The sequence below is a fragment of the Nocardia vulneris genome, assembly GCF_001613425.1.
In the GTDB taxonomy this organism is placed as follows: Bacteria; Actinomycetota; Actinomycetes; order Mycobacteriales; family Mycobacteriaceae; genus Nocardia; species Nocardia vulneris.
Window position 1 is genome coordinate 12,404 of record NZ_BDCI01000021.1, and the last position, 22,487, is coordinate 34,890.

Sequence of the window (22,487 nt, forward strand, 5' to 3'; positions counted from 1 at the left end):
GCCTACCGCAGCTTCGCGAAGAAGGCGCGGATGTCGGCCGTGTGCATCTCCGGAAGTTCCATCGCCACAAAGTGATTGCCGGTGTTGCCGGTCGGCCAGTGCGCGATGTCGTTGTCCCGCTCGGCAAGTCGCCGCATCAACGCCGACCCGCCGCCGTACACGCCGGTCGGCACCGCCTTCTGCCCCTTGGGCCAAGCGAATCCGTCCTCGCCGAGGCCGTTGTACATGGGCCAGGACGACGTGGCCGCGGTGTTGGTGAACCAGTAGATACTGACGTTGGTCAGCAGGTGATCGCGCTCCATGACGTCCTCCGCGAGGTCGGCGAGCGGAGTGAACTCAGTGAACTTGTGCATCAGCCAGGACAGTAGACCGACCGGAGAATCGGTCCACGCGTGCGCGAAGGTCTGCGGCGCCGCGTGCAGCAGCTCGTGGTGATTCACCCCGGTCATCCACTGCTGCATCTGCTCCCACTCGGCACGTTCGTCGGGCGTCATGGTCGGCACGTCGGCCACGGTCGGGATGCCGATGCCGCCGTCGAGGTGCACGCCGATCACCCGGTCCGGCGCCGCGATGGCCAGTTCGGGCGCGACATACGCGCCGAGATCACCGCCCTGTGCGCCGAACCGGTGATAGCCGAGCCGGTCCATCAGCACGAGCCACATCTCGGCTACCCGCTGTGGCGTCATGCCGAGTTCCACCGGTGCATCCGAGAAGGCGAAGCCCGGCACCGACGGGACCACGACGTGGAACGCCTGCGCCGGATCGAGGCCGTGCTTGCGCGGATCGGCGAGCAGATCGATGGTCTTGCTGAACTCGACGAACGAATTCGGCCAGCCGTGCGTCAGGATCAGCGGCACCGCGTCCGGCTCGGGCGAGCGCACATGCACGAAATGCACGTCGAGACCATCGATCTCGGTGACGAACTGCGGGAATTCGTTCAGCGCCGCTTCCTGTGCGCGCCAGTCGAATTCGGTACGCCAGTATTCGGCGAGCTCCCGCAGGTACGCGACGGGCACGCCGCGCTGCCAGCCCGCGCCGGGCAGCTGGGCCGACCAGCGGGCCCGGCTCAGCCGGTCGCACAGGTCGTCGAGTTCGGCCTGCGGGATCTCGATGCGGAACGGGCGGATGGCGGTGTTTTCGGTCATGGGGGCAACAGTAAGAGCTATCTAGGACCATTCATGTCCTAGTTATCTGGAATTCTGGAATTCATGAACGACACCCCCGCCCGGCTGTTGCGTTTGCTGTCACTGCTGCAAACCCCGCGCGACTGGCCGGGCAGCGAACTCGCCGAACGCTTGGGCGTCACCGATCGCACGGTGCGCCGCGATATCGACCGGCTCCGTGAACTCGGCTATCCGGTCGAGGCGACGATGGGCGCGTCCGGTGGCTACCGCCTGGTCGCGGGATCGGCTTTGCCGCCCTTGCTGATCGAAGACGATGAAGCGGTCGCCATCGCGGTGGGCCTGCGGGCGGCGGCCGGTTACGCGGTCGCGGGCATCGAGGAGGCTTCGGTGCGCGCGCTGACCAAGTTGGAGCAGGTGTTGCCCGCGAAGCTACGTCGTCGCGTCCGAGTGCTCGGCACGGCGCTGGCCGCACCGGCCGACTCCGGCCCGGCCGTCGATCCCGAGGTGCTGACCGCGTTGGCGGCCGCCGTGACCAACCGGGAGCGCGTGCGTTTCACCTATCGCGATGCCGCGGGCCGGGAGACCCGCAGGCATGCCGAGCCGGCCGGGTTGGCGCCGGCCCGGCACCGCTGGTACCTCGTCGGCTACGACCTCGACCGGGACGACTGGCGGGTCTACCGGGTGGACCGCATCGAGCATCCGCTGCCCACCGCGGCCCGCTGCGTCCCGCGTGAGCTGCCCGCCGCCGATCCCGCCGCCTACGTCGCAGGCCGCCGAACCGATTGGGGCACACCGACTTATCGATTGTCGGTGACAATTCGCGCGCCGCTGCACCGGATCGCGGGGCGGCTCGGCGACGACCCCGGTGCACTGATCGCCCTGGACGAGCACAGCTGCCGCCTCGACGGCGTGCGCGACGATGCCCCGGAATGGTTGGCGCACCGCCTGATCGGACTCGACGTCGACTTCGAGGTGCACGAGTCACCCGAGCTGATCCGTGCACTGCACGCCGCCGCGCGGCGTATTCACCGCGCGGTCGGCGCACCCGACTGACCCTGCGAATCCTGCTCGCACACAAACACTTCGCACAGGTCGAGGGTTGGCCGTCCGGCGTGGATCAGCCCGGCAGCTGGATGCGCAGCACCGCGCCGCGCTCGGTGCCCGCGATCAGTTCGTCCGGCGCGCCGGGGATGGCGGTCACCGAGGTGAGGGGTTCGCCGCTGAGCACGGCGCAGGTGGCGCCGGTGCTGGGCACGACCCGGACCAACTGGCCACCGAGGGTGGTCACCAGCAGGTTGCCATCCCGATCGATCAGGAGATCGTCCACGAAATCCGGGATGGCGGGCAGCGGCGAGGACAGGTCGGCCACCACGGCCGCCTCGCCGGGGGCGTCGATCGGAACCCGCTGAATCCGGCCCAGCGGCCCGCCGTTCGACGTCACGTACAGCGTGCGGTCGTGCACGACGACGCCGTTGGCACTTGTCTTGGGCGCCTGCTCGGTCCACGCGGTGTCGATGCTGCCGTCCGGGCGGATGCGGATCACGCCGGACATCGACGCACCTACATACAGATAGCCGTCGGCGTCGAAGGCCGCGCCGTTCGGCATCGTGGTCAGACCCGAGACGAACACCTCCGGCTTCGGCGCGGCGGCCGTGGGATCGAAGCGGACGAGACCGCCGGGCCGGACCAGGCTGGTCGGGCTGTCGCCGTAGACGACGTAGAGCAGTCCGTCGGGTCCGCTGCGCACGGCGCCCGGGAATTCCACCGGGACGGTCGCGGTCAACGCGCCGGTGTGGTCATAACGCTGCACCACATTGCGGTACGGCCGGGACACCCACAGGTTGCCCGCCGTGTCGTACCCGACGTTCTCCGACCAATCGAGCATCGGCAGCCCGGCGGGCACCGCGGTCACGGCGGCCGCGGACGCGCACGCGGCGATCGGGGTCGCCGTGGCATCGGGTTCGGCGGCCGCGACCGGCATGCCACAGGCCAGCGCGACCAGCACCGCGGGCCACGACAGCGCACCTGAACGACGTAGTTTTCGCAACGAGCACCTCGGGTTCTGTCCGCACCGACACGACAATCGGCAGGCAGTCTAGCCCGCCCTCCGCCGATACCCCATGAACTCCGCTGAGCAGCACGATCTTTGGCAAGATCTGGATATGCCATATTTCGACGGCGCGCGTGGGCGGCTGCACTATCGGCGCTGGCCGGTCGATCGGAGCGTCGCCACGGTGCTGTTACTACCCGGCATGGGCCAGCACAGCGGTCATTACCACCGCTTCGCCCGCACCCTGACCGCCGCCGAGATCGACCTGTGGGCGCTCGACACCGCCGGGCACGGGCTCAGCGAGGGCGATCCGCACGCGCCGGGCACCTTGACGGAACTGGTCGCGGACGCGGTGCGGCTGTGCGATCTCGTCCGTGCGACGGCACCGGCCGCGCCACTGCTGCTACTGGGACATTCGCTCGGCGCGGTGACCGCGCTCGGCCTGCTCGGCGCGGCGGTGCCGGACGCGGCCGGCGAGCCGGCGGGCCGGACCGCACTCGAGCGCGACTTGCCGCTGCGACCCGCCGTGCCGTTGGACGCGCTGGCCGGTCTGGTGCTGTCCGGCACCCCGAAACGCGCACTCGGCGGCGGCCGCCCCGGCGCGCCGGGAACCCCACTGCCGCGCACACTTCCGATCCTCGCGGTGCACGGCGAGGAGGATCGGCGGGCGCCGATTGATGCCGTAAGGGTATGGACTGGACGCCACGAGTCGGTAGATTTACGGGCGTACGCCGACGCTGGGCACGATCTCCTGCACGAACCGGTGCACGCGCGGGTCGCTGCCGACATCGCGGACTGGATGCGGGGTGTTGTCGCGGGGTTGGCGCGACGCCCGTGAACCGAGCACGCTTCATGAGATGAGGAAGGGGGACGCGAGGTGCCATCGAACGAGAACGCCAACGGCGTCGCACGCCCGGAACTGTCGGGATACACCGCGCCGGGCGTCACCGCCGCCGCACTGCATCGCGCGGTCGACGAGGGGGAACTGTGGATCGACGGCGTGCTCGTCGCCGAGGGGGTGCACGAACGCTGCGCCCGCCGCTACGAGCAACTCGCCAACGAGATCGAAGATCAGATGCGGGTGCTCGGCGCGGCGTCGTCGTTGCCGGGGTTCGGCGGCTTCGCCTCCGGTGACGCGTTGCGCGGCGGCTTCGAGAACAAGGCGCACGGGGCGCTCACCCGGATGTGGGAATACGCCGAGGCCGCCAGAGAACTCGCGCTGACCTTCCGGGCGGCCGCGACCAAGTACCAGGGCGCCGACCACGCGCTCGCGGTGGCCGTCGACCGGATCGACGCGGGAGCAGCCCATGCGTAAATTGCCACGCACCCCGGATCATCCCGCCGTGCGGCGCACCGATCCCGCGTACGCGCCGACCGTCGAGATGTTCGACGCGATGACCCATCGCGAGATCCACGACAAGGTCGCGCTGCTCAAACCCGCGGTGCTCACCGGCGGGCAGCAGTCGTGGGGCCAGGCCGCCGCCGGATTGGCCGACGCGGTCGCCCAGGCGCACACCGAGATTCGCGCGGCCATCGCCGACGGCTGGCGCGGCAGCGGCGCACAGAACGCGGCCGACGCGGTGTACGCGTTCGAGCAGACCGGCCAGGACCTGGCCGACGTACTCGCGGTCGTCTCGCAGCGGCTGGGCCAGGCCGGCGACGCGGCCGAGGCGTTACGCAAGGCCGTCGTCGCCCCCACCGCGAGCGCACCCGATCTCGGTGCCGCGCTGCTGGATCCGACGCAGGCCACCACCAACGCCGCCGACCAGAAGGCGGCCGAGCACAGCCGCCAGGACACCGTGCGCGCGATGAACGACATCTACGCCGGAGTGCTGATCCCCACCGGCAACGACGTACCCGCCTTCCTCGACCAGCAGTCCAACGGCGCGGCGGACGCACCGGGCAGCTGGCCGTCGAGCAAGTTGACCGGGGCCGGCGTCAGCGTGGATACCCCGGCGGTGCAGCAGGTTCCGGCCGACCCGGCCGAGGCGCGCCTCAGCACCGGGGTAGCGACGGTGGCCCCCGCGTCGGCGGCACCGGAGACCGTCACCGACCCGGTCGAGGAGCGCGAAACGACCACCACGGCGGGTGCCGCCGCCGCACCGGCGAACCCGGACGCACCGGCTGCCGCGCCGACCCGGGGCGGCACCGTCCCCGCCGGGGTCGATGCCCCGCTGTCGACCGCACCGGCCGCGACCCGCGTGCCGGTCACGCCGGTCGTCGCGCCGAGCGCGGCGACCACGGTGACGGCATCGGCGCAGCCGGTCTCCGTTCCGTCCGTGCCGGGCAGCGCCGCAGCGACCCCCGCAGACGATCAACGCAAGCGCGAGGAACGCCGCAAGGACAGCAGCAGCGACGCCGTCACCGGTTTGGGTGCGGGCGCGATGGGCGGGCTGATGGGCGGCGCGCTCGCCATGGGCGACACCCCGCGGCCAGGTGCCAGCGTGGCCGCGAACGCCGCGTCCACGGCCCGCGCCGCGCGGTTCGACGACGAAGACGAATACGAGGACGACTTCCACTTCGACGACATGCCCACCTATCTCGAACCCTCCGACGAGGGCGGTGAACTGATCGGCTCGATCGATCCGACCACACCGCCCGTGCTCGGGGAGTGGACCGAACTGGAGTGAACTGGACGCTGACCCCGGACCAGTTCGCGCTGGCCTGGGCGCGCACCGACGGCGATCGGATGCCCTACCCGCTGGCCGTCCGGCTGTCCGCGCGCGACACCGCCGAGCGCGCGGCGCAGCTACCCGAGCTGAACCGCTGGTGCGATCAGACGCTCGACGCCGACCTCGAAGCCGCGCTGCGGGTGCTCGGCGCGCCGGAGCTGCGGATCGAAGTGTTCGGCGAACGCGACAGTGCCGCAGCCGATCCGGACGCACCCGAGCACCGGCCGGTGCGGGTACTCGGCGCGGCGGCGGGCAACGTCGCGGTGGTCGCCGCGCAGCGGCCCGGGCCGAACCCGGACCACGGCGGTGAGCTACGGCTGTTCGTCGGCACCGTGAAAAGCCTTACCGCCCGGGTCGTTTCGATGCTGCCGGAAAACGCCCCCGGCGGCACGCCCCGGCTGACCGCGCCGCTGGCCCGGGTCGGCGAGGACAGCCGAGACCTGGTCACCGTGCCGGTCGCCGGGCCGTCGGTGCCCACCCGCATCCGGCGCCTGCTGCGGCAACCCCGCGACGGCATCGGCCAGATCGTGGTGTCCGCCCGCCACGAGGACGGCGAACTGCGCCCCTTCGGCGTGCTCTGCTGGATCGACGTCCGCGACGACGGCCGCTACTCCGTCCGCACCGGCACCGACGTGGACATCGTCCCGGTAACCGCCCACGCCTTCATCGCCCAACTACGCCCCATGGTCGAAGCGGCAGCCCGCACCGCCACCTACGCCCAACGCTGGTAAACCCGGCCGACGCCCCGCACGTTTCGGTGCCCGCCGCGCACCTTTCGTCACCCCGCGCGCGTGTCAGCCGAACGACACGCGCGCGGCGCGCGAAAAAGTGCGCGGGGCGTGCGGGTGCTGTGGTGCGGTCACATGTCTGGGTGGGCCAGTAGGGCGGTGACTTCTGTGTCGTCCAGTTGGTGGAAGTCGTCGTAGGCGGTGCCTACGCCGCCCAGGGTGTGCGGGACCAGGGGGCAGAAGACCTGGTCGGCTTCGGCGGCCACCCGGCGTAGCGCCTCGGCGGAGGAGACCGGTACGGCGACGACGAGTTGGGCCGGGCGATGCAGGCGCGCGACGCGGCAGGCGACGACCACGGTCGCGCCGGTGGCCATGCCGTCGTCGACGATGATCACGCAGCGCCCTTCCAGGGGAAGCGGTTTCGCGTCACCGCGCCAGACGGTGCGGCGGCGGATCAGTTCCGCGCGTTCGAGGTCTTCGATCTCGGCGAACTCCTGCGGCGATATCTCGAGGTGCGCCAGCACGTCTCCGTTGAGCACCCGCACGCCGTCCTCGCCGATCGCGCCCATCGCCAGTTCCGGCTGCCACGGCACCCCGAGCTTGCGGACCAGCAGGATATCGAGATCGCCGCCGATGACATCGCGGACCGCGGCGGCCACCGGAACCCCGCCGCGGGGCAGACCGAGCAGCAGCGGGTCGGCCGCGCGCAGCTGCTCCAGACGAGTACCGAGCGCACGACCGGCCGATGTCCGATCCGCGTAGATCATCCACCAAAACGCTACGCCCACCCCGCCCCCGACCACCACCGTTCACCGAATCCCCGCGACCCGCTGCCTCCGAACCGACCGCCCGCAGCGCATCGCTCAGGGAAGACGCGCTCCGCTCAGCTGGGATCGGCGATGGTGAAGCGGCGCAGGTCGAGGCTGGGGTTGGTCTTGCGGATTTCGGCGAGGCGCGCAAGGTCGATGCTCGCGGTGCGCACGCCGGTCTCCTCGCCGAGTTCGGTGAGTACCGCGCCGGTGGGGTCGATGATCATCGAGGCGCCCGCGCCGCGCGGGGCGGCCTGGTCGGCGGCGGCCACGTAGACGGTGTTCTCGATGGCGCGGGCGCGCAGCAGCGTCGTCCACTGGTCCACCTTGGCGGGGCCCGGGATCCATTGCGCGGGCAGCAGCAGGACCTGTGCGCCCGCGGTGGCCACCCGGCGGATGCCTTCCGGGAAACGCAGATCGAAACAGGTCTGCATGCCGAATGTCACATCCGCCACAGTGAAGGTGGCCGGCGCGGTGATCGCGCCGGGCTCCACCACCTCCGATTCGAGGAAGCCGAAGGCGTCGTAGAGATGCACCTTCCGGTACTGCGTGACGAGCGTTCCATCGGGTCCGAGAACGACGAGTGTGTTGCGGATCCGGTCCCCGCCGGGCGCCACCTGCTCCACCGTTCCGGCGACCAGATGCACCTCGAATTCGCGGGCGATGGCACCGAGTCCGGTGACGAACGGGCCGGTCAGGGGTTCGGCGACGGCGATGACGCGCTCATCGAGGCGGCTGACGGCAAACATCGAGTATTCCGGCGCGACGACCACCCGCGCACCCCGATCGCGGGCGGTGCGCACGTGCTCGCGCAGCGCCGAGAGGTTGGCCGCCGGGTCGGTGCCGGGGGCGAACTGGACGACCGCAACGTCCAGCAGGTTCGGCCGTGTCGCTTGATTCGTATCGGCGCTGTCCAGTTGCATACGTCTCACCGTATTGGGCCGGTGGCCGAGCAGACCAGCACCAGGCAGTAAACTCCTGGTCAATGAGTACCAATCAGGTCGACAGCGTTCCTGGCGACAACGACAGGGACAACGACGGCCCGACTTTCGCCGATCTCGGCATCGATGACCGCATCCTCGCGGCCATCGCCGATGTGGGCTACGAGTCGCCGTCGCCGATTCAGGCTGCGACGATTCCGCCGCTGCTGTCGGGCGCCGATGTGGTCGGCCTGGCGCAGACCGGCACCGGTAAGACCGCGGCGTTCGCGATCCCGATCCTGATGGGTCTGGACACTTCCGGCAAACTTCCGCAGTCGCTGGTGCTGGCGCCGACCCGGGAGCTCGCGATCCAGGTGGCCGAGGCGTTCGGCCGCTACGCCACGCATATCCCCGGGCTGCACGTGCTGCCGATCTACGGCGGCCAGGCCTACGGGGTCCAGCTGTCCGGCCTGCGCCGTGGCGCGCACGTGGTGGTCGGCACGCCGGGCCGGGTGATCGATCACCTGGAGAAGGGCACGCTCGACCTGTCGCAGCTGAAGTACCTGGTGCTCGACGAGGCCGACGAGATGCTGAAGATGGGCTTCCAGGAGGACGTCGAACGCATCCTCAAGGACACGCCCGCGGGCAAGCAGGTCGCGCTGTTCTCCGCCACCATGCCCGCGGCGATCCGCAAGATCTCCAAGCAGTACCTCAACGATCCGGTCGAGATCACCGTCAAGTCGAAGACCTCGACCGCCACCAACATCACCCAGCGCTGGGTGCAGGTCTCGCATCAGCGCAAGCTGGACGCGCTCACCCGGATCCTCGAGGTCGAGTCGTTCGAGGCGATGATCATCTTCGTGCGCACCAAGCAGGCCACCGAGGAGCTCGCCGAAAAGCTGCGCGCCCGGGGCTTTTCCGCGGCCGCGATCAACGGTGACATCGCGCAGAACCAGCGCGAACGCACCATCGGTCATCTGAAGTCGGGCACGCTGGACATCCTCGTCGCCACCGACGTCGCCGCGCGCGGCCTCGACGTGGACCGCATCTCGCACGTGGTCAACTACGACATCCCGCACGACACCGAGTCCTACGTGCACCGCATCGGCCGCACCGGCCGGGCCGGACGCAGCGGCGAGGCCTTGCTGTTCGTCGCCCCGCGCGAGCGGCACCTGCTCAAGTCGATCGAGCGGGCCACCCGCCATCCGCTCGAAGAGATGCAGCTGCCCAGCGTCGACGACGTCAACGCCCAGCGCGTCGCCAAGTTCGGCGACGACATCACCGAGAGCCTGACCTCGGCGAACCTCGCGCTGTTCCGCAGGCTCATCGAGGATTACGAGCGCGAGCACGATATTCCGCTGGTCGATATCGCGGCGGCGCTGGCCGTGCTCTCCCGCGACGGCGACAACTTCCTGATGCAGCCCGAACCGCCGGAGCCGGTGCGCGAGCGCCGGGAACGCCCGCGCCGGTTCGAAGGGGACGACGACCGTTCCGGTTTCGGCACGCATCAGCGGCAGACCGGTGCCGAACTCGCGACCTATCGGATCAGCGTCGGCAAGCGGCACCGCGTGGTGCCCGGCGCGATCGTCGGCGCCATCGCCAACGAGGGTGGGCTGCGGCGCAGCGACTTCGGGCACATCAGCATCCGCCCGGACCACAGCCTGGTCGAGCTACCCGCGAACCTGCCGCCGGAAACGCTGGAAGCGTTGCGGCGCACCAGGATCAGCGGCGTGCTCATTCAGCTCACGCCCGATCAGGGCCCGCCGGGACAGCGCTCGTTCGCCCGGGGGCCGCGCCGGGAAGGCGGCAACGGCAAGCGCCCGGAGCGGCGTAAGCCACGCTCCTGAACCGGGGAGGGTAAGCCGAGGTCAGACCGGCTAGCTACAGTGTTGCCGTCCGGTGCGTAATGAAGCGCTAACGGCAGCGGGTGTCCCGCGATAACTCGACGTGTGATGAGCGACAATGGCGCGAGCCGCTCATCGGCGCCGACCGGGTGGGGGTGTCCCGCAGAGACACAGGAGGGCCGCGTTTGTTCGTGTTCGGTGATCGTGTCGTCTGCTCCGCCGTCGATCTCGTGCGCGCGGCGCGCTGTGAATTCGCGCTGCTGCGTGCCCTCGACACCGAACTCGGTACGGTCGCGGCCGATTCCGCGACCACCGACCCGGCGACCGCGCCGCCCCGACAACCCGATCCGGCCAGGGACCGCAGGCTCAGCGACTTTCGCGCCCGTTTCGGCAGCGCGATGGTGCAGATCCCGGTGCCGCAGCACGAATCCGGCAGTCCCGAAACGACCCTCACCGCCCTGCGCACCGCCGCCGAGGAAACCACCGCGGCCCTGCGCGCCGGCGCGCCGGTGATCGCCGGCGCCACTTTCTTCGACGGCAGCTTCGACTGCTCCTGCGATGTTCTGGTGCGCGCGGACCACCGGGTGCGCTACACCGTGCACGGCAGTGCGCCCGGGCGGCCCGAACGCGTCGGCGCCGCACTCGAACTCGCCGCCTGCGCCGACGCTGTCGACCACAGCGGCTCGCTGACCGGTCCGCTGCTGCGGTTGCACCTCGGCGCGGACCACACCGCGTACGCTGCGCACGATCTGGTGCCGGTGTACCGGGCGCGCAGGCGGCGCGTGGCGCACATCCTGGACGAGAAACTCAGCGAGCTGCTACCCGTGCAGTGGGGCGATCCGCGTTATCTCGCGTGCGGGCGCTGCGCGGTCTGCACCGCGGCCGCGGTGGCCGCGCGCGATCTATTGCTGGTCGCGGGCATGGCGAGCACCACGCGAGCCAGGCTGCGGGAAGCGGGCGTGCACACCATCGACCGGCTGGCCGGCACCGAAGGCAGCGTCCGTGGCGTACCGCCGCGCACCTTCACCGCACTGCGCAGGCAGGCCGAAATCCAGCTGCGCCGGGAGGATTCCGGCGCGCCGACGCACAGCCTGCTCGACCCGATCGCGCTCGGCGCGCTACCGCCGCCCTCCCCCGGCGACCTGTCACTCACGGTCGAGGGCGGTGTGCGTACCGCCTTGTCGGTGGAGGTCGGCGGGCCCGGCACCGTCCACCTGAGTTTCCGCGGGCCGTTCGGTACCGAAGGCGTACCGGGCAGCGAAGCGGCCGGGCAGCGCGGGGCGCTGGAAGAGGTGCTGGACTACCTCACCCAGCGCCGGCGGATGTATCCGGACATGCACGTCTACCACTACACCTCGGCGGTGCGCACCGCGCTGCTGCGCTGCAGCGGCAGCTCCGGTGTCGGGGAAGAGATCGTGGACGAGCTGCTGTGCGACGGCGTGCTGGTCGATCTGTACCCGATCGTGCGCAACGCGCTGATCGTCGGGGAACGTTCCTACCGGCTGAGCAAGCTGGCCCGACTGCTGCCCGGCGCCGCGCATTCGCCCGCCGCGCAACGGGATTGCCTGACCGTGCTGCGCTTGCGGGACTGGCTGCTCGACCGCGCGGCCGAACAGCGGATCGACCCGCAGGCGGTGACGCTGGAGCGGGCGGTGTCCTGGTGCCAGGTGCCGGGCCCCGACGAGACCGAGCCCATGCCGCCGTCGCGGCCCTCCTCGTTCGAGGCGGCGCTCGCCGAATACGCCGCGGCACAGGACGAACCGCGGCACGTGGCCGCGATGATGGCGGCGGCGCTCGGCTATCACCGCCGCGAACGCCAGCCGCTGTGGTGGGCCCATGTCGACCGGCTTAGCCATCCCGTCGACGAATGGGCCGACGCCCCGGGGGTTTTGATCGCCGAATGGGGCACCGTCGACACCAAGTGGCATCGCAGCCCGGACCGTCCGACCATGCGGCGCTACCTGACGCTGACCGGACGGATCGGCTCGCGCTGGCACGGTGGCGGCCCCGGGCCCGCTACCGTGCTGACACCGGGGACCACCGTCTACACCTTCTACGACCGGCCCGCCGCCGCCGGCATGGTCACCGCGGTCGGGCGCCGGGCCACCGCCGTCGCCACCGTGCTCGGCTGTTCGGTGGACGCCGAATTCGACGACACCGTGCGGCTGGAGGAACTGCTACCGGACGGCTGCGAACCGTACGACGAGCTACCGACCGCGATCGCGCCCGGCCTACCGGCCTGGGACGAACATGCCGAGATCGCCGTGGAATACGCGGCACAGGAATTGCTCGTCGCGCTGCCGGACATCCCGGAGGGCGCCGTCTTCGATCTACTCGCCCGCAGGCCGCCCCGGCTGCGCGCGGGCGCCTCGCTGCCCGAGGTGCACGGCGACCACGCCGCCGCGATCACCACCGCGATGCGCGCGCTGGATCACTCCTACCTGGCGGTGCAGGGCCCGTCCGGCACCGGTAAGACCGCCACCGCGGCCCGGGTGCTCGAGCGCCTGGTCACCAAGGAGAAATGGCGGATCGGCGTTGTCGGGCAGTCGCATTCGACGGTGGAGAACCTGCTCGACGCGGTCGTGCGGGTCGGCGTCCTGCCGGAGCTGGTCGCCAAGAAGGACGTCGAGTCGGTGGGCCCGGAGTGGGCGGTCATCGACGCGAGCCGCTACGCACGGTTCCTGGACAACGCCATCAGCGGTTGCGTACTCGGCGGCACCACCACCGATTTCGCCAACGAGGACATGGTGCCGCGGGAAAGTCTCGACCTGCTGGTGATCGCGGACGCGGGCCGGTTCCCGCTGGCCGACGCGGTCGCGGTGGGGGTCGGCGCGCGAAACCTGTTGCTGCTCGGCGATCCCGTGCCGCCCGTCCCGCACAGCGCGCATCCGGAGCCGGTCGGCGAATCGGTGCTCGGCTGGCTCGCCGAGGGGCGGCACACGCTGCCCGCGGCGCGCGGCTACTTCCTCGATCGCACCTGGCGGATGCATCCGAACGTCTGCGACCCGATCTCCCGGCTGTACTACGACGGCCGCCTGCGGGCCAACGAAACCGTGACCCGGGCAAGGGAACTCGACGGCGAACCGGCCGGGGTCAGCACCGTACTGGTGCCGCACCACGGCAATGCCACCGAATCCGCGGAGGAGGCCCGCGAAGTGGTCCGGCGGGTGCGCGCGCTGCTCACCATGAACTGGAGCAGCGGCACGACGACCCGGCGGCTGCACCCGCACGATATCTTCGTCGTCACGCCGTATGCCGCCCAGGTGGGGCGCATCCGAACGTTGCTCGCCCGGGCCAAGATCGAGGATGTGCTGGTCGGCACGCCGGACCGGTTCCGCGGCCGGGAAGCCGCGGTGGTCCTGCTGTCGATGACCACGTCCAGCCCCGCCGACGCGCCCTACGGCATGCCGTTCCTGTTGTCCCGGGCCCTGATTCACGCCGCCCTGTGCCGCGCCATGTGGAAGGCGATCATCATCCGCTCGCCGCTGCTCACCGAGTATCTGCCCGCCTGCCCCGACGAGCTGCCCGATCTGGCGGGGTTCCTGCGTTTGTCGCGATGAGCGCCGCGGCGCCTCAGCCGAAGCAGGTGCCTTCGCCGCGGTAGGTCGGCACGGTGGTGCGGGTGCCGTCGCCGTCGACGAGATGGATCCGGTCGAAGCGTTCGCAGAGTTCGCCCGCCTTCGCGTGCCGGAACCACACCCGGTCACCGATCCGGAGTTCCGCGGCGCCGGCGAGCGGGGTCTGCACCTCGCCGGTACCTTCGGCGCCGAGCAGCTTCAATCCCTTGGGCCACACCGGCTTCGGCGCCCGCGACGGTCCGGTGGGGCCGGAGGCGATATAGCCGCCCGCGAAAACCGTGGCGATCGACGGAGTCGGCCGGCGCAGCACCGAGGTGGCGAAGAACAGCGCCGGGTGCGGCGTGAACGAACGGTAGTGGTCGAACAGCGTCGGCACGTAGAGCCCCGAGCCCGCGGTCACCTCGGTGACCTCCGGGTCCGCGATGCTGACCTCGAGGGAACCCGTACCGCCGCTGTTCACGATCTCCAGCTTGCCGGTCACCGAACGCACCGCGTCGAGTACTCGGCCACGGCGCTTGGTGATTTCGGCCGCCGACGCCCGTTTCATCAGGCGCACCGCGACATTCGTGTCGGGCAGGCCCGCGATCTGCGCCTCGTAGGTCATCACGCCGACCACGTCGAAGCCGCGCCGCAGCGCTTCGGCCGCCAGCGCGGCGGCCTGTTCGGGGGTGCGAATCGGTGAGCGCCGTACACCCATGTGCACCGGGCCGAGCCGCAGTGAGGCGTCGACATCGATGCAGACGCGCGGGCGCACCCGGTCGGTACCGAGCGCGGCCCGGATGAGTGCCAGCTGGGCGACATCGTCGATCATCAGCGTGATCGAGTCGCGGAGGGTGTCGTCGGCGGCGAGTTCGGCCAGCGCGGCGCGATCGACGGTCGGATAGCCGAGCAGCACGTCGCGCGCACCGCGACCGACCAGCCAGATGGCCTCGGGCAGCGAGTAGGACATGATGCCCGCGAACCCGCCGGCGGCGGTGAGGTCGGCGCCGAGTACCTCTTCGAGTACGGCGCGGCAGCGGACGGATTTGCTGGCGACCCGGATCGGGACGCCGCGGGCGCGCTGCACCAGGGCGGCGGCGTTCGCGCGCAGCGTACTCAGATCGAGCGCGGCCAGCGGGGGATCGAGCTCGGCGGTGGCCGCGTGCAGACGCGCGAAGGGTGTCGGGGCGCTCACGAAACCCACTCAACCACCAAACTGGTCAGGCGTCCAGTATCTAGACTTCGGCGGCCCTGGTGGCCAGACTGCTCACGAGATCGTCGAGCACTACCAGCATTGTTTCGTCATTGCAGTCGGCGAGCCAGCGCAACACGGTGCCCTGCAGTACCGAAACGGCATAGGCGGCGATGGCCTCCACCGGTTCCAGCCACTGCGCGCCCGAACGGTCGGCACACAGCTGCAGGAAAGCAGCCACTTCGGTGTCCATCTCGCGGTACACCGCCGTCGCGGCCGGGTCGGCGAGGCAATCGGTCTGCGTATCCCAGCGCTCCCGCAGCGTCTGCACCGTCGCTTCGTAAGCGCGGACCTGCTTGCACGGTGCGGCCTTCACCAGCGGCCAATATGCGCTCACACCGGCGTGCAACAGCACCCGCAGCGCCCGTACACCGGAATGGTCCAGTGAGGCGGCCGCCTTTTCGACGGCCTCGCAGATGGTCGGCCGTAGCCGTACCTCCGCTATGTCTCCACGTACGCTCAACGACGACTCCCTCGGCGAAAAGAACTCGCGCACCCTCGTCGGCGCGACTCGCTGAACATGGCGGGCACTTCGCTGGAAATCCCAGGCTGCCCGGTCCAACGTTCATCAATGGTAGAGGGTTTTCGGGGTTTAAGAACAGGTTCAGTGGGGAATTCCAGACTGAAAGAATGTTTTGTTACCCAAACGGAATCGTAGGGGTACCCCCCTGCCCTGCGCCGAAAACCTTCTCTCGGGGTCACTCCCAGCCCTGCCCGGCCGGAAAGCAGACCGTTGTCTACTGTACTGGCGGGTACACGTGAGACCCGGCAGCTGTGGCCGATCACACAGGTGAACGGCACAAAACGGTCACCATCCCGTGCGAAACCCGATCCGGGAACGACACCCACCCGACCCCGGCGGGCCGATAGCCTGGATCGGTGACTCTCTCGCCGCCTGCCGACCAGTACTTCATCTCCGGCACCTTCAACTTCCGCGACCTGGGCGGACTGCGCACCATCGACGGCGCCAAGGTGCGCCCCGGCGTGCTGCTGCGCTCGGCCCAACTCACCGGACTCGACGAGGTCGGCCTGGCCACCCTGCGCGACCTGCGCGTCAGCGACGTGCACGACCTGCGCGGCGAGCGCGAGATCGACCACATCGGCCACGACCGGGTACCCGAGGACGTCCGGGTGACGGTCACACCGTTCGACTCGCGGATGGCCGAGGCGCCCCCACATCACGCCACCCCCGATTCGGCCTTCCGGCACATGCTCGAGGTCTATCGGATGTTCCCGGCGCTGCCCGAGGCGCACGCCGCGATCACCGCCATCGCCGAGTCGATCGTGCGTGGTGACGGCGCCGTGCTCGTGCACTGCGCCGCAGGCAAGGACCGCACCGGCTGGGCCGTGGCCACGCTGCTGCGCGCGGTCGGCGTGACCGAGGCCGACGTGCAGGCCGACTACCGGCTGAGCAACGGCGCCATCCCCGCGCTGCGCGCCATGATGACCACGAAACTGCTTGCCGGGGAGGAACTCTCGGTGGACTTGCTGGGCGTTCGCGACGAATACCTGAATATCGCGACCAACTCGATGCATGAGCTGCACGGCGACGTGGACACCTACCTGACGACCGCGGGGATCACACCGGAACTGCGCACCCGGCTGCGCGACCGAATGCTGGAGTGAGGCGGGTTCATTCGTCCTGGGCCGCGCCGCGGCGCACCAGACCGTCCGCATCGATGGTGACCTGATCGCCGGTGTGGAACCAGGTTCCGGTGAAGCGGGCCGCGGTGGTCGTCGGGTCGTTCCAGTAGCGCGGCGTGACGTTCGGACCGCGGCAGAGCAGCTCCCCGTGCCCCGCCTCGGCTCGCGGGCCGTACAGCGCCAATTCCGTACCGCCGAACGGGAATCCGAGCACCGAGTCGGTATCGGCCGCGGCCAGTGAGTCGTCCAGGGCGAGGCCGATGCCGCTGGTCTCGGTCGCGCCCCACACCGACCACTGCCGCGCGGCCGGGAACATGGCGCGTAATTCGGCGGCCAGATCGGCGGGAGTCGCGGGCGTGGCCGCGCGCTCGGCGCGATGGCCCGCCTTGCTGATCCGGGCGATGCCACCGGTGTCCAAGCCGTCGGCCCGCAGCGCGGCCAACTCCGGCAGCAGCCCCGCGAAGATCCGCGGCGTCGCCGACACCATGTCGATCCGTTCGGCCACAATGGCTTCCGCGAGCCCGCGGCAGTCCCTGGCCAGCACGACGGTGCCGCCCACCGCGAACGTGGGCAAGAGCTGGTCGACGCATCCGCTGGCGTGCGCCAGCGGCAGCAACACCAGATTGCGCAGGCCGTCGGTCGGCAGATCGAGGGCCGACACCACCGAACGTATTGCCGAGAGCAGGTTTTCGTTGGTCAGCTCCACGCCCTTGGGCGCGGTGGCCGGACACAGCGGGGTCCCGCTGGTGTAGCTGAGCAAGGCCAGATCACCCAGCGCCGCACCGTCATCGATGAAGGCGGCCCCGTCGGGCAGGTCCGCGCCGCGGGCGATATCGCGGCCGAGCACGAAATCCGCACTGCTGTCGGCGATCACCTGTTCGGCCACCGCATCGGGCAGGCCGTCGTGCACCAGCACCGGCACCGCACCGCTCAGCAGCGCGCCGAGGAAGGCCTGCACCCAGCGCACGCCCGCGGGCATGTGCACCGCGACCCGGTCGCCGTAGCCGATGCCGTGCTCTTGCAGCCCGCCCGCGATCCGCGAGGCCGAGTGCCACAGTTCGCGGTAGGTCATCCGCGGGCCACCGATCTCGACCACGGCCTCGCGGGTGGAGAAGGCGTGCACCTGTAGATCGAGCAACTCGGTGAGCGCGGGGGTCAGATTGCCGTAGCGCAACACGCCGTCGGCGCCGCGCGCCAACGGCGTATCGCGCGCATGCGGACGGGACAGGGGGTATTCGACGAGCAACTGCGACATCCGTCCTCCGCACGCCTCGAGTCAGCAGGCATTGCGACTATATGACGCGCGTCACAATTTCGCGGCGATAGGCGATGAACGTGTCCTGCTTGTCACCCCCTACCCGTCACCGCCCGGTGTAGGTCGCCTTGCCCGGCCCGACCTCGAGGAAGCTGCGCACCGCGCCTTTCAGGTCGGCGGTGTCGAACAGCGCGCCCGACACCTCGGGGGTCACCGAATCCGCATGCGCCACACCGCCGGAACGCCACGCCTCGATGATCTTCTTGGTCGCGGCGTGCGCGACGGTCGGGCCCTGGGCCAGCCGGTGCGTCAATTCTTTTGCCGCCGTGTCGACGTCGTCGTGCACCGCGTTCACCACGCCCCACTCGGCCATGGTCGCCGCGTCGTACAGGTCGCCGGTCATCACGAATTCCCGTGCGCGCCCGGAGCCCGCCCGCTCGGCCAGCCGCTGCGGGCCGCCCATCGAGGGGGTCAGTCCGACAACGGTTTCCACCAGCCCGAACTTCGCCTTCGGCGCGGCCAGGATGATGTCGCAGGCCAGCGCGATCTCGAAGGCGGCGGTCAGGGTCAACCCGTGCGCGGCGAACACCACCGGGCACGGCAGCGCCTCGAGCGGATGGATGATCTGCGCGAACAGGGTCCGCCACAGTTCCGCGCCCTGCTCGATCGACAACCCGTCGAAGACGTGCACATCGACACCGCCGGACACCACCTTGCCCTCGGCGCGCAGCAGCACCGCGCGCGGCGGGTTCGCCGCGAGGTCGGCGATGTCCGCGATCAGGGCGTCGAGCATGGCCTGATCGAAGAGGTTCAGCGGCGGATGAGCCAGCGTCAGCGTGGCCACCTCCGCGCCGCCGTCGGTGCTCTGCCGTTCCAGGCGCGTGGCCTTCGTGTCTGTCATGCCCTGAGCCTAAGACCAGAATCTGCCAGACTGTTCGGGTGACCAAGTCGGTGGAAAACGGTTCCTACGTCGAACCAGGCGAGTTCAAGCGGGATACGAACTACATCACCACCCGGATCACGGCCGACGGCCGCGACGGCTACCCGGTCGAGCCGGGCCGCTACCGGCTGGTGGCGGCGCGGGCCTGCCCCTGGGCGAACCGGACGCTGATCGTACGCAGGCTGCTCGGTCTCGAGGACGCGCTGTCGCTCGGGCTGTGCGGCCCGACGCACGACAAGCTCAGCTGGACCTTCGATCTCGATCCCGGTGGAGTGGATCCGGTGCTCGGCATCCCCCGGCTGCGCGACGCCTACCTGGCCCGGTTCCCCGACTATCCGCGCGGCATCACCGTGCCCGCCGTGGTGGACGTGCCGACCGGACAGGTGGTCACCAACGACTACGCGCAGATCACCCTGGACTTTTCCACCGAGTGGACCGCGTTGCACCGCGACGGCGCGCCCCAGCTGTATCCCGAAGCGCTGCGCGCGGAGATAGACGAGGTGAATCTCGCGGTGTTCCGCGACGTCAACAACGGGGTGTACCGCTGCGGCTTCGCGGGCGCGCAGGACGCCTACGAGACCGCCTACGACCGGCTCTTCGCCCGCCTGGACTGGCTCACCGAACGGCTTGCGGCGCAACGCTATCTGGTCGGCGACACGATCACCGAGGCCGACGTGCGGCTGTTCACCACGCTGGTCCGGTTCGACCCGGTCTATCACGGGCACTTCAAATGCAATCGGTCCAAGCTGAGCGAGCTGCCGGTGCTGTGGGCCTACGCGCGCGACCTCTACCAGACCCCCGGATTCGGCGACACCATCGATTTCGCGCAGATCAAGGAGCACTACTACGTGGTGCACCGCGATATCAACCCGACCGGCATCGTGCCGAAGGGACCGGACCTGGCGAACTGGCTGACCCCGCACGGCCGGGAAGCGTTGGGCGGACGGCCTTTCGGCGACGGCACCCCGCCGCCCCCGCCCGCGTCGGCCGAACAGGTGCCGGCGGGACACCAGCCGAACTGACCCGGGCGAATCGGATCGGCTGGAACCGATCCGGCTGGGTACATCGTTGTCATGACGAGCTGAGGACTGTGGCCGCGGCGTCCGGCGGGCCGATCCGCCGGTGCCCTACAGTTCAACCAGCAGACTGGAAGAGGAGGGTGCCGCCGATGTTCAAAGGCGCGTTCGAGAAGACGGTGGTTCAGCTGCTCGATACGGGGTCTCGCCTGCAGGCCCCCGCGGTCGCCAAGTATGTCGATCGGATCCGGCGCGCCCATCCCGACGAAACCCCGGCGCAGGTCATCGCGCGGCTGGAGAACCAGTACCTGCTCGCGGTGACCGGCAGCGGCGGCGCCGTCGGCGCGACGGCCGCGGTCCCCGGCGTGGGCACGGTCGCGGCGGTCGCCGCGGTGAGCGCCGAGACCACGTTCTTCATGGAGGTCTCCGCCCTCTTCACGCTCGCGGTGGCGGCGGTGCACGGCATCTCGCCCGACGACAAGGAACAGCGCAGAGCCCTGGTGCTCGCCGTCGTCCTGGGCGAGGGCGGCATGGAGATCGTGCAGAAGACCGTCGGCACCTCGGCGAAGAACTGGGGCACGGTGTTCGCGAACCGGATCCCCGGCCTCTCCTCCATGAACGACTCGCTGCTCAAGCGTTTCATCATCCGCTTCATCACCCGGCGCGCCGCGCTGATGGCGGGCAAGGTGGTGCCCGCGGGCATCGGCGCGGTGATCGGCGGGGTCGGCAACCGCGCGATGGGCAAATCCACGATCCAGAACGCGCGCAAGGCCTTCGGGCCCGCGCCGGTGGTCTGGCCCGCCGACCGGCACCTGGTCATCGACGCCGACCCGCTCACCGCGATCGACCCGGTCAAGCCGCAACCGCCGACGACGCCGCGGTGAGCGCCGTGCGCCCACTCGCGTTCTCCGTCCGCGCGCTGACCAAGCGGTACGGGCTGGTCGCCGCGGTCGAGAACGTGAGCTTCACCGTCCCGTCGGGCAGCACCGCCGCGCTGGTCGGCCCGCGCGGGGCGGGCAAGTCGACCCTCGTCCGCATCCTGCTCGGGCTGTTGGAGCCGACCTCGGGGACCGCGGCGATCGGTGGGCCCGGCACGCACCGGTCCCCCGACAGCGCGAGTTCCGCGCAGGTCGTCGGCGGCGTGCTGGCACCGCGCGGGATACATCCCGGCCGGACCGCCCGCGATCACCTCTGGGTGTACGCGGCGGCCGTCGGCGTGCCGGACGCGCGGGTCTACGAGGTGCTCGACCTGGTCGGCCTCGGCACGGAAGCCGGGACCAAAGGCGCGGCACTGTCGGCCGGGCAGCAGACCCGGCTGGCCTTGGCGACCGCCCTGCTCGCCGACCCGCCACTGCTGGTCCTGGACGAACCGATGGAAGGCCTCGACGCCGCGGAACGCGGCTGGTTGCAAGACTTTCTGCGCCGGCACGCCCATCGTGGCGGCAGTGCCGTGGTGACCAGCGAAAGCCTGGCCGCGGTGCTGCCGGGGGCGGACGAGGTGATCGTGCTGAACGCGGGCGCGGTGGTCTACGAGGGCAGCCCGGCCCGGCTGCGGCGCGGGCATCCCGACCGGCTCGTGGTCGCCGCGTCCACTCCGATCGCGCTGGCCACCACGCTGGCCGCCCGTGGCTTCACCGACGCCGTGATCCGGCCCGACGGCAGGCTCGCCGTCGCGGAGGCCACCGAAACCGAGATCCGGGACGCGGCCGCGGCGGCGCAGGTGCGGCTGGACAGTGTCGTTCCCGACCTGATCCATCCCGACCGGGTACTCGCCTCGTTGACCAGACCGCCGACCCCGGCGCCCGCGCACTACCCGGGCCTGTCCGGTACCGCGGCCCCCACCCCGCCGATGCCCTACGGGATTCCACGATGATCATCACCCTGCCGCCCGACCTCGTCCCGTCCGTCAACTCCGAGGTCCGCAAGGTCGTCACGGCCGGGCCGAACCGGATCCTCGCGGCCCTGCCCCTGGCGCTCACGCTGATCGCGACCGTGGCCACGGCCCTGCTGGCGGGCAAACCGGATCCCAAGGGCGAACCCGTCACCGGCGCCGCGACCAACGGGCTGTACATCGGCCTCGCCGCGGTCACACTCGCCGCCGTGGTGTTCGGCGTGCTCGGCAGCGGCGCGGAATTCCGGCACCACTCGATGCCGGTGACCGCGCTGTTCAGCGCGGACCGCGACCGGCTCGCCATCGCGAAACTGGTCGTCACCGGCGTATGCGCGGCGCTCACCGCGCTGGCCGTGGAATTGGTCGCGCTCGCGGCGCTGTTCGGCTTCGGGCGGGGCAAATTCCAGGCCGGTCTCGACTTGTTCGCGGTACTCGGCGGCGGGCTGCTCGCCGCGATCTGCTGGTCGCTGATCGGTGCCGGGCTCGGGTTGCTGCTGCGTTCGACGTCCACGGCGCTGCTCGCGGTGTTCGGCTGGCTGATCATCGTCGAACCGTTGGTCTGGGTGGTCGCGCACAGCCTCGGCATCGACGGATTCGTCACGCTGCTGCCGGGTTCGGCCACCATCAGCACGATCGCCATCGGCTCCTTCGCCGACAACCCCTTCCTCGCTCCCGGACCGGTCGGGGTGGTGGTCCTGCTGCTGTGGACCGCAGGCCTCGCCGGGGCGGGCTGGTGGGCGCTGCGCACGCGCGACCTCTGACCCCCGCCGGGAACAAGGACGTGT

Annotated in this window: 20 protein-coding genes; 12 read left to right on the forward strand and 8 right to left on the reverse strand. The window is 70.4% G+C overall.

Features of this window, described 5'->3' with window-relative positions; translation table 11 throughout:
- Window positions 1-2 precede the first annotated feature (2 nt).
- A complete protein-coding gene (locus NVU01S_RS22070) occupies window positions 3-1,145 on the reverse strand; it encodes an epoxide hydrolase family protein (protein ID WP_043665782.1) in 1,143 nt (380 codons plus the stop codon).
- Between the two features lie 63 nt (window positions 1,146-1,208).
- Here NVU01S_RS22070 and NVU01S_RS22075 point away from each other — a divergent pair, with 63 nt between their 5' ends.
- The gene (locus NVU01S_RS22075) at window positions 1,209-2,177 is read left to right on the forward strand and encodes a helix-turn-helix transcriptional regulator (RefSeq protein WP_043665785.1); all 969 of its coding nucleotides are present in this window, start codon (window positions 1,209-1,211) and stop codon (window positions 2,175-2,177) included.
- A 64-nt stretch (window positions 2,178-2,241) separates the two neighbouring features.
- Here the strand turns inward: NVU01S_RS22075 and NVU01S_RS22080 are convergent, their stop codons facing one another.
- Window positions 2,242-3,171: an SMP-30/gluconolactonase/LRE family protein gene (locus NVU01S_RS22080; RefSeq protein ID WP_043665787.1), complete on the reverse strand. Its 930-nt coding sequence runs from the start codon at window positions 3,169-3,171 to the stop codon at window positions 2,242-2,244.
- Between the two features lie 115 nt (window positions 3,172-3,286).
- Between NVU01S_RS22080 and NVU01S_RS22085 the strand changes: the two genes are divergently transcribed.
- From NVU01S_RS22085 to NVU01S_RS22100, 4 genes are read left to right on the forward strand one after another with little or no spacing between them, the layout of a single operon-like run.
- Window positions 3,287-4,012, forward strand: coding sequence for an alpha/beta hydrolase (locus NVU01S_RS22085; protein ID WP_043666209.1), 726 nt, complete (start codon window positions 3,287-3,289; stop codon window positions 4,010-4,012).
- 39 nt (window positions 4,013-4,051) lie between these two features.
- Window positions 4,052-4,489, forward strand: a complete 438-nt coding sequence (locus tag NVU01S_RS22090; RefSeq protein WP_043665790.1) for a hypothetical protein — start codon at window positions 4,052-4,054, stop codon at window positions 4,487-4,489.
- On the forward strand, window positions 4,482-5,804 hold the full coding sequence (locus tag NVU01S_RS22095; protein ID WP_156161450.1) for a PPE domain-containing protein: 1,323 nt from the start codon (window positions 4,482-4,484) through the stop codon (window positions 5,802-5,804). The genes NVU01S_RS22090 and NVU01S_RS22095 overlap by 8 nt, the downstream gene beginning before the upstream one ends.
- A complete protein-coding gene (locus NVU01S_RS22100) occupies window positions 5,801-6,577 on the forward strand; it encodes an ESX secretion-associated protein EspG (protein ID WP_043665794.1) in 777 nt (258 codons plus the stop codon). The genes NVU01S_RS22095 and NVU01S_RS22100 overlap by 4 nt, the downstream gene beginning before the upstream one ends.
- Before the next feature lie 128 nt (window positions 6,578-6,705).
- Here the strand turns inward: NVU01S_RS22100 and NVU01S_RS22105 are convergent, their stop codons facing one another.
- The gene (locus NVU01S_RS22105; RefSeq protein WP_043665797.1) at window positions 6,706-7,341 is read right to left on the reverse strand and encodes a phosphoribosyltransferase; all 636 of its coding nucleotides are present in this window, start codon (window positions 7,339-7,341) and stop codon (window positions 6,706-6,708) included.
- Between the two features lie 116 nt (window positions 7,342-7,457).
- Entirely contained in the window at window positions 7,458-8,306 is an 849-nt protein-coding gene (locus NVU01S_RS22110) for a carbon-nitrogen hydrolase family protein (protein ID WP_082031887.1), read from the reverse strand.
- 62 nt (window positions 8,307-8,368) lie between these two features.
- Between NVU01S_RS22110 and NVU01S_RS22115 the strand changes: the two genes are divergently transcribed.
- Window positions 8,369-10,150 carry a DEAD/DEAH box helicase gene (locus tag NVU01S_RS22115; RefSeq protein ID WP_043665798.1) on the forward strand — a complete coding sequence of 594 codons (1,782 nt, stop codon included), beginning with the start codon at window positions 8,369-8,371 and terminating at the stop codon, window positions 10,148-10,150.
- A gap of 188 nt (window positions 10,151-10,338) precedes the next feature.
- Entirely contained in the window at window positions 10,339-13,707 is a 3,369-nt protein-coding gene (locus tag NVU01S_RS22120) for an AAA domain-containing protein (protein WP_244467138.1), read from the forward strand.
- Window positions 13,708-13,720: 13 nt separating this feature from the next.
- On the opposite strand, the gene NVU01S_RS22125 is transcribed toward NVU01S_RS22120, so the two are convergent.
- Window positions 13,721-14,899, reverse strand: a complete 1,179-nt coding sequence (locus NVU01S_RS22125) for an amino acid deaminase/aldolase (RefSeq protein ID WP_043666215.1) — start codon at window positions 14,897-14,899, stop codon at window positions 13,721-13,723.
- Window positions 14,900-14,939: 40 nt separating this feature from the next.
- On the reverse strand, window positions 14,940-15,419 hold the full coding sequence (locus tag NVU01S_RS22130) for a hypothetical protein (RefSeq protein WP_042256226.1): 480 nt from the start codon (window positions 15,417-15,419) through the stop codon (window positions 14,940-14,942).
- A gap of 416 nt (window positions 15,420-15,835) precedes the next feature.
- Here NVU01S_RS22130 and NVU01S_RS22135 point away from each other — a divergent pair, with 416 nt between their 5' ends.
- Window positions 15,836-16,582, forward strand: a complete 747-nt coding sequence (locus NVU01S_RS22135) for a tyrosine-protein phosphatase (RefSeq protein ID WP_043665805.1) — start codon at window positions 15,836-15,838, stop codon at window positions 16,580-16,582.
- A gap of 7 nt (window positions 16,583-16,589) precedes the next feature.
- On the opposite strand, the gene NVU01S_RS22140 is transcribed toward NVU01S_RS22135, so the two are convergent.
- Window positions 16,590-17,855, reverse strand: coding sequence for a class I adenylate-forming enzyme family protein (locus NVU01S_RS22140; protein WP_043665808.1), 1,266 nt, complete (start codon window positions 17,853-17,855; stop codon window positions 16,590-16,592).
- 106 nt (window positions 17,856-17,961) lie between these two features.
- On the reverse strand, window positions 17,962-18,756 hold the full coding sequence (locus tag NVU01S_RS22145) for an enoyl-CoA hydratase/isomerase family protein (protein WP_042256223.1): 795 nt from the start codon (window positions 18,754-18,756) through the stop codon (window positions 17,962-17,964).
- A 38-nt stretch (window positions 18,757-18,794) separates the two neighbouring features.
- On the opposite strand from NVU01S_RS22145, the gene NVU01S_RS22150 reads away from it, so the two are divergent.
- The 4 genes from NVU01S_RS22150 (at window position 18,795) to NVU01S_RS22165 (ending at window position 22,463) form a co-directional block, all read left to right on the forward strand.
- Complete coding sequence (locus NVU01S_RS22150; RefSeq protein WP_043665811.1) at window positions 18,795-19,817, forward strand: glutathione S-transferase family protein; 1,023 nt, start codon at window positions 18,795-18,797, stop codon at window positions 19,815-19,817.
- A gap of 146 nt (window positions 19,818-19,963) precedes the next feature.
- The gene (locus tag NVU01S_RS22155; RefSeq protein WP_043665814.1) at window positions 19,964-20,695 is read left to right on the forward strand and encodes a hypothetical protein; all 732 of its coding nucleotides are present in this window, start codon (window positions 19,964-19,966) and stop codon (window positions 20,693-20,695) included.
- The gene (locus NVU01S_RS22160) at window positions 20,692-21,684 is read left to right on the forward strand and encodes an ATP-binding cassette domain-containing protein (protein ID WP_043665817.1); all 993 of its coding nucleotides are present in this window, start codon (window positions 20,692-20,694) and stop codon (window positions 21,682-21,684) included. The genes NVU01S_RS22155 and NVU01S_RS22160 overlap by 4 nt, the downstream gene beginning before the upstream one ends.
- Entirely contained in the window at window positions 21,681-22,463 is a 783-nt protein-coding gene (locus NVU01S_RS22165) for an ABC transporter permease (RefSeq protein WP_043665820.1), read from the forward strand. Before NVU01S_RS22160 ends, NVU01S_RS22165 begins: the two co-directional genes overlap by 4 nt.
- The last annotated feature ends 24 nt before the right edge of the window (window positions 22,464-22,487 follow it).

Bases quoted from the DNA above. Each gene is read 5' to 3' on its own strand.
- NVU01S_RS22070 (WP_043665782.1), bottom strand. From the start codon at position 1,145: ATGACCGAAAACACCGCCATCCGCCCGTTCCGCATCGAGATCCCGCAG.
- NVU01S_RS22165 (WP_043665820.1), top strand. From the start codon at position 21,681: ATGATCATCACCCTGCCGCCCGACCTCGTCCCGTCCGTCAACTCCGAG.
- NVU01S_RS22110 (WP_082031887.1), bottom strand. From the start codon at position 8,306: ATGCAACTGGACAGCGCCGATACGAATCAAGCGACACGGCCGAACCTG.
- NVU01S_RS22145 (WP_042256223.1), bottom strand. From the start codon at position 18,756: ATGACAGACACGAAGGCCACGCGCCTGGAACGGCAGAGCACCGACGGC.
- NVU01S_RS22155 (WP_043665814.1), top strand. From the start codon at position 19,964: ATGTTCAAAGGCGCGTTCGAGAAGACGGTGGTTCAGCTGCTCGATACG.
- NVU01S_RS22105 (WP_043665797.1), bottom strand. From the start codon at position 7,341: ATGATCTACGCGGATCGGACATCGGCCGGTCGTGCGCTCGGTACTCGT.
- NVU01S_RS22085 (WP_043666209.1), top strand. From the start codon at position 3,287: ATGCCATATTTCGACGGCGCGCGTGGGCGGCTGCACTATCGGCGCTGG.
- NVU01S_RS22095 (WP_156161450.1), top strand. From the start codon at position 4,482: ATGCGTAAATTGCCACGCACCCCGGATCATCCCGCCGTGCGGCGCACC.
- NVU01S_RS22075 (WP_043665785.1), top strand. From the start codon at position 1,209: ATGAACGACACCCCCGCCCGGCTGTTGCGTTTGCTGTCACTGCTGCAA.
- NVU01S_RS22115 (WP_043665798.1), top strand. From the start codon at position 8,369: ATGAGTACCAATCAGGTCGACAGCGTTCCTGGCGACAACGACAGGGAC.
- NVU01S_RS22140 (WP_043665808.1), bottom strand. From the start codon at position 17,855: ATGTCGCAGTTGCTCGTCGAATACCCCCTGTCCCGTCCGCATGCGCGC.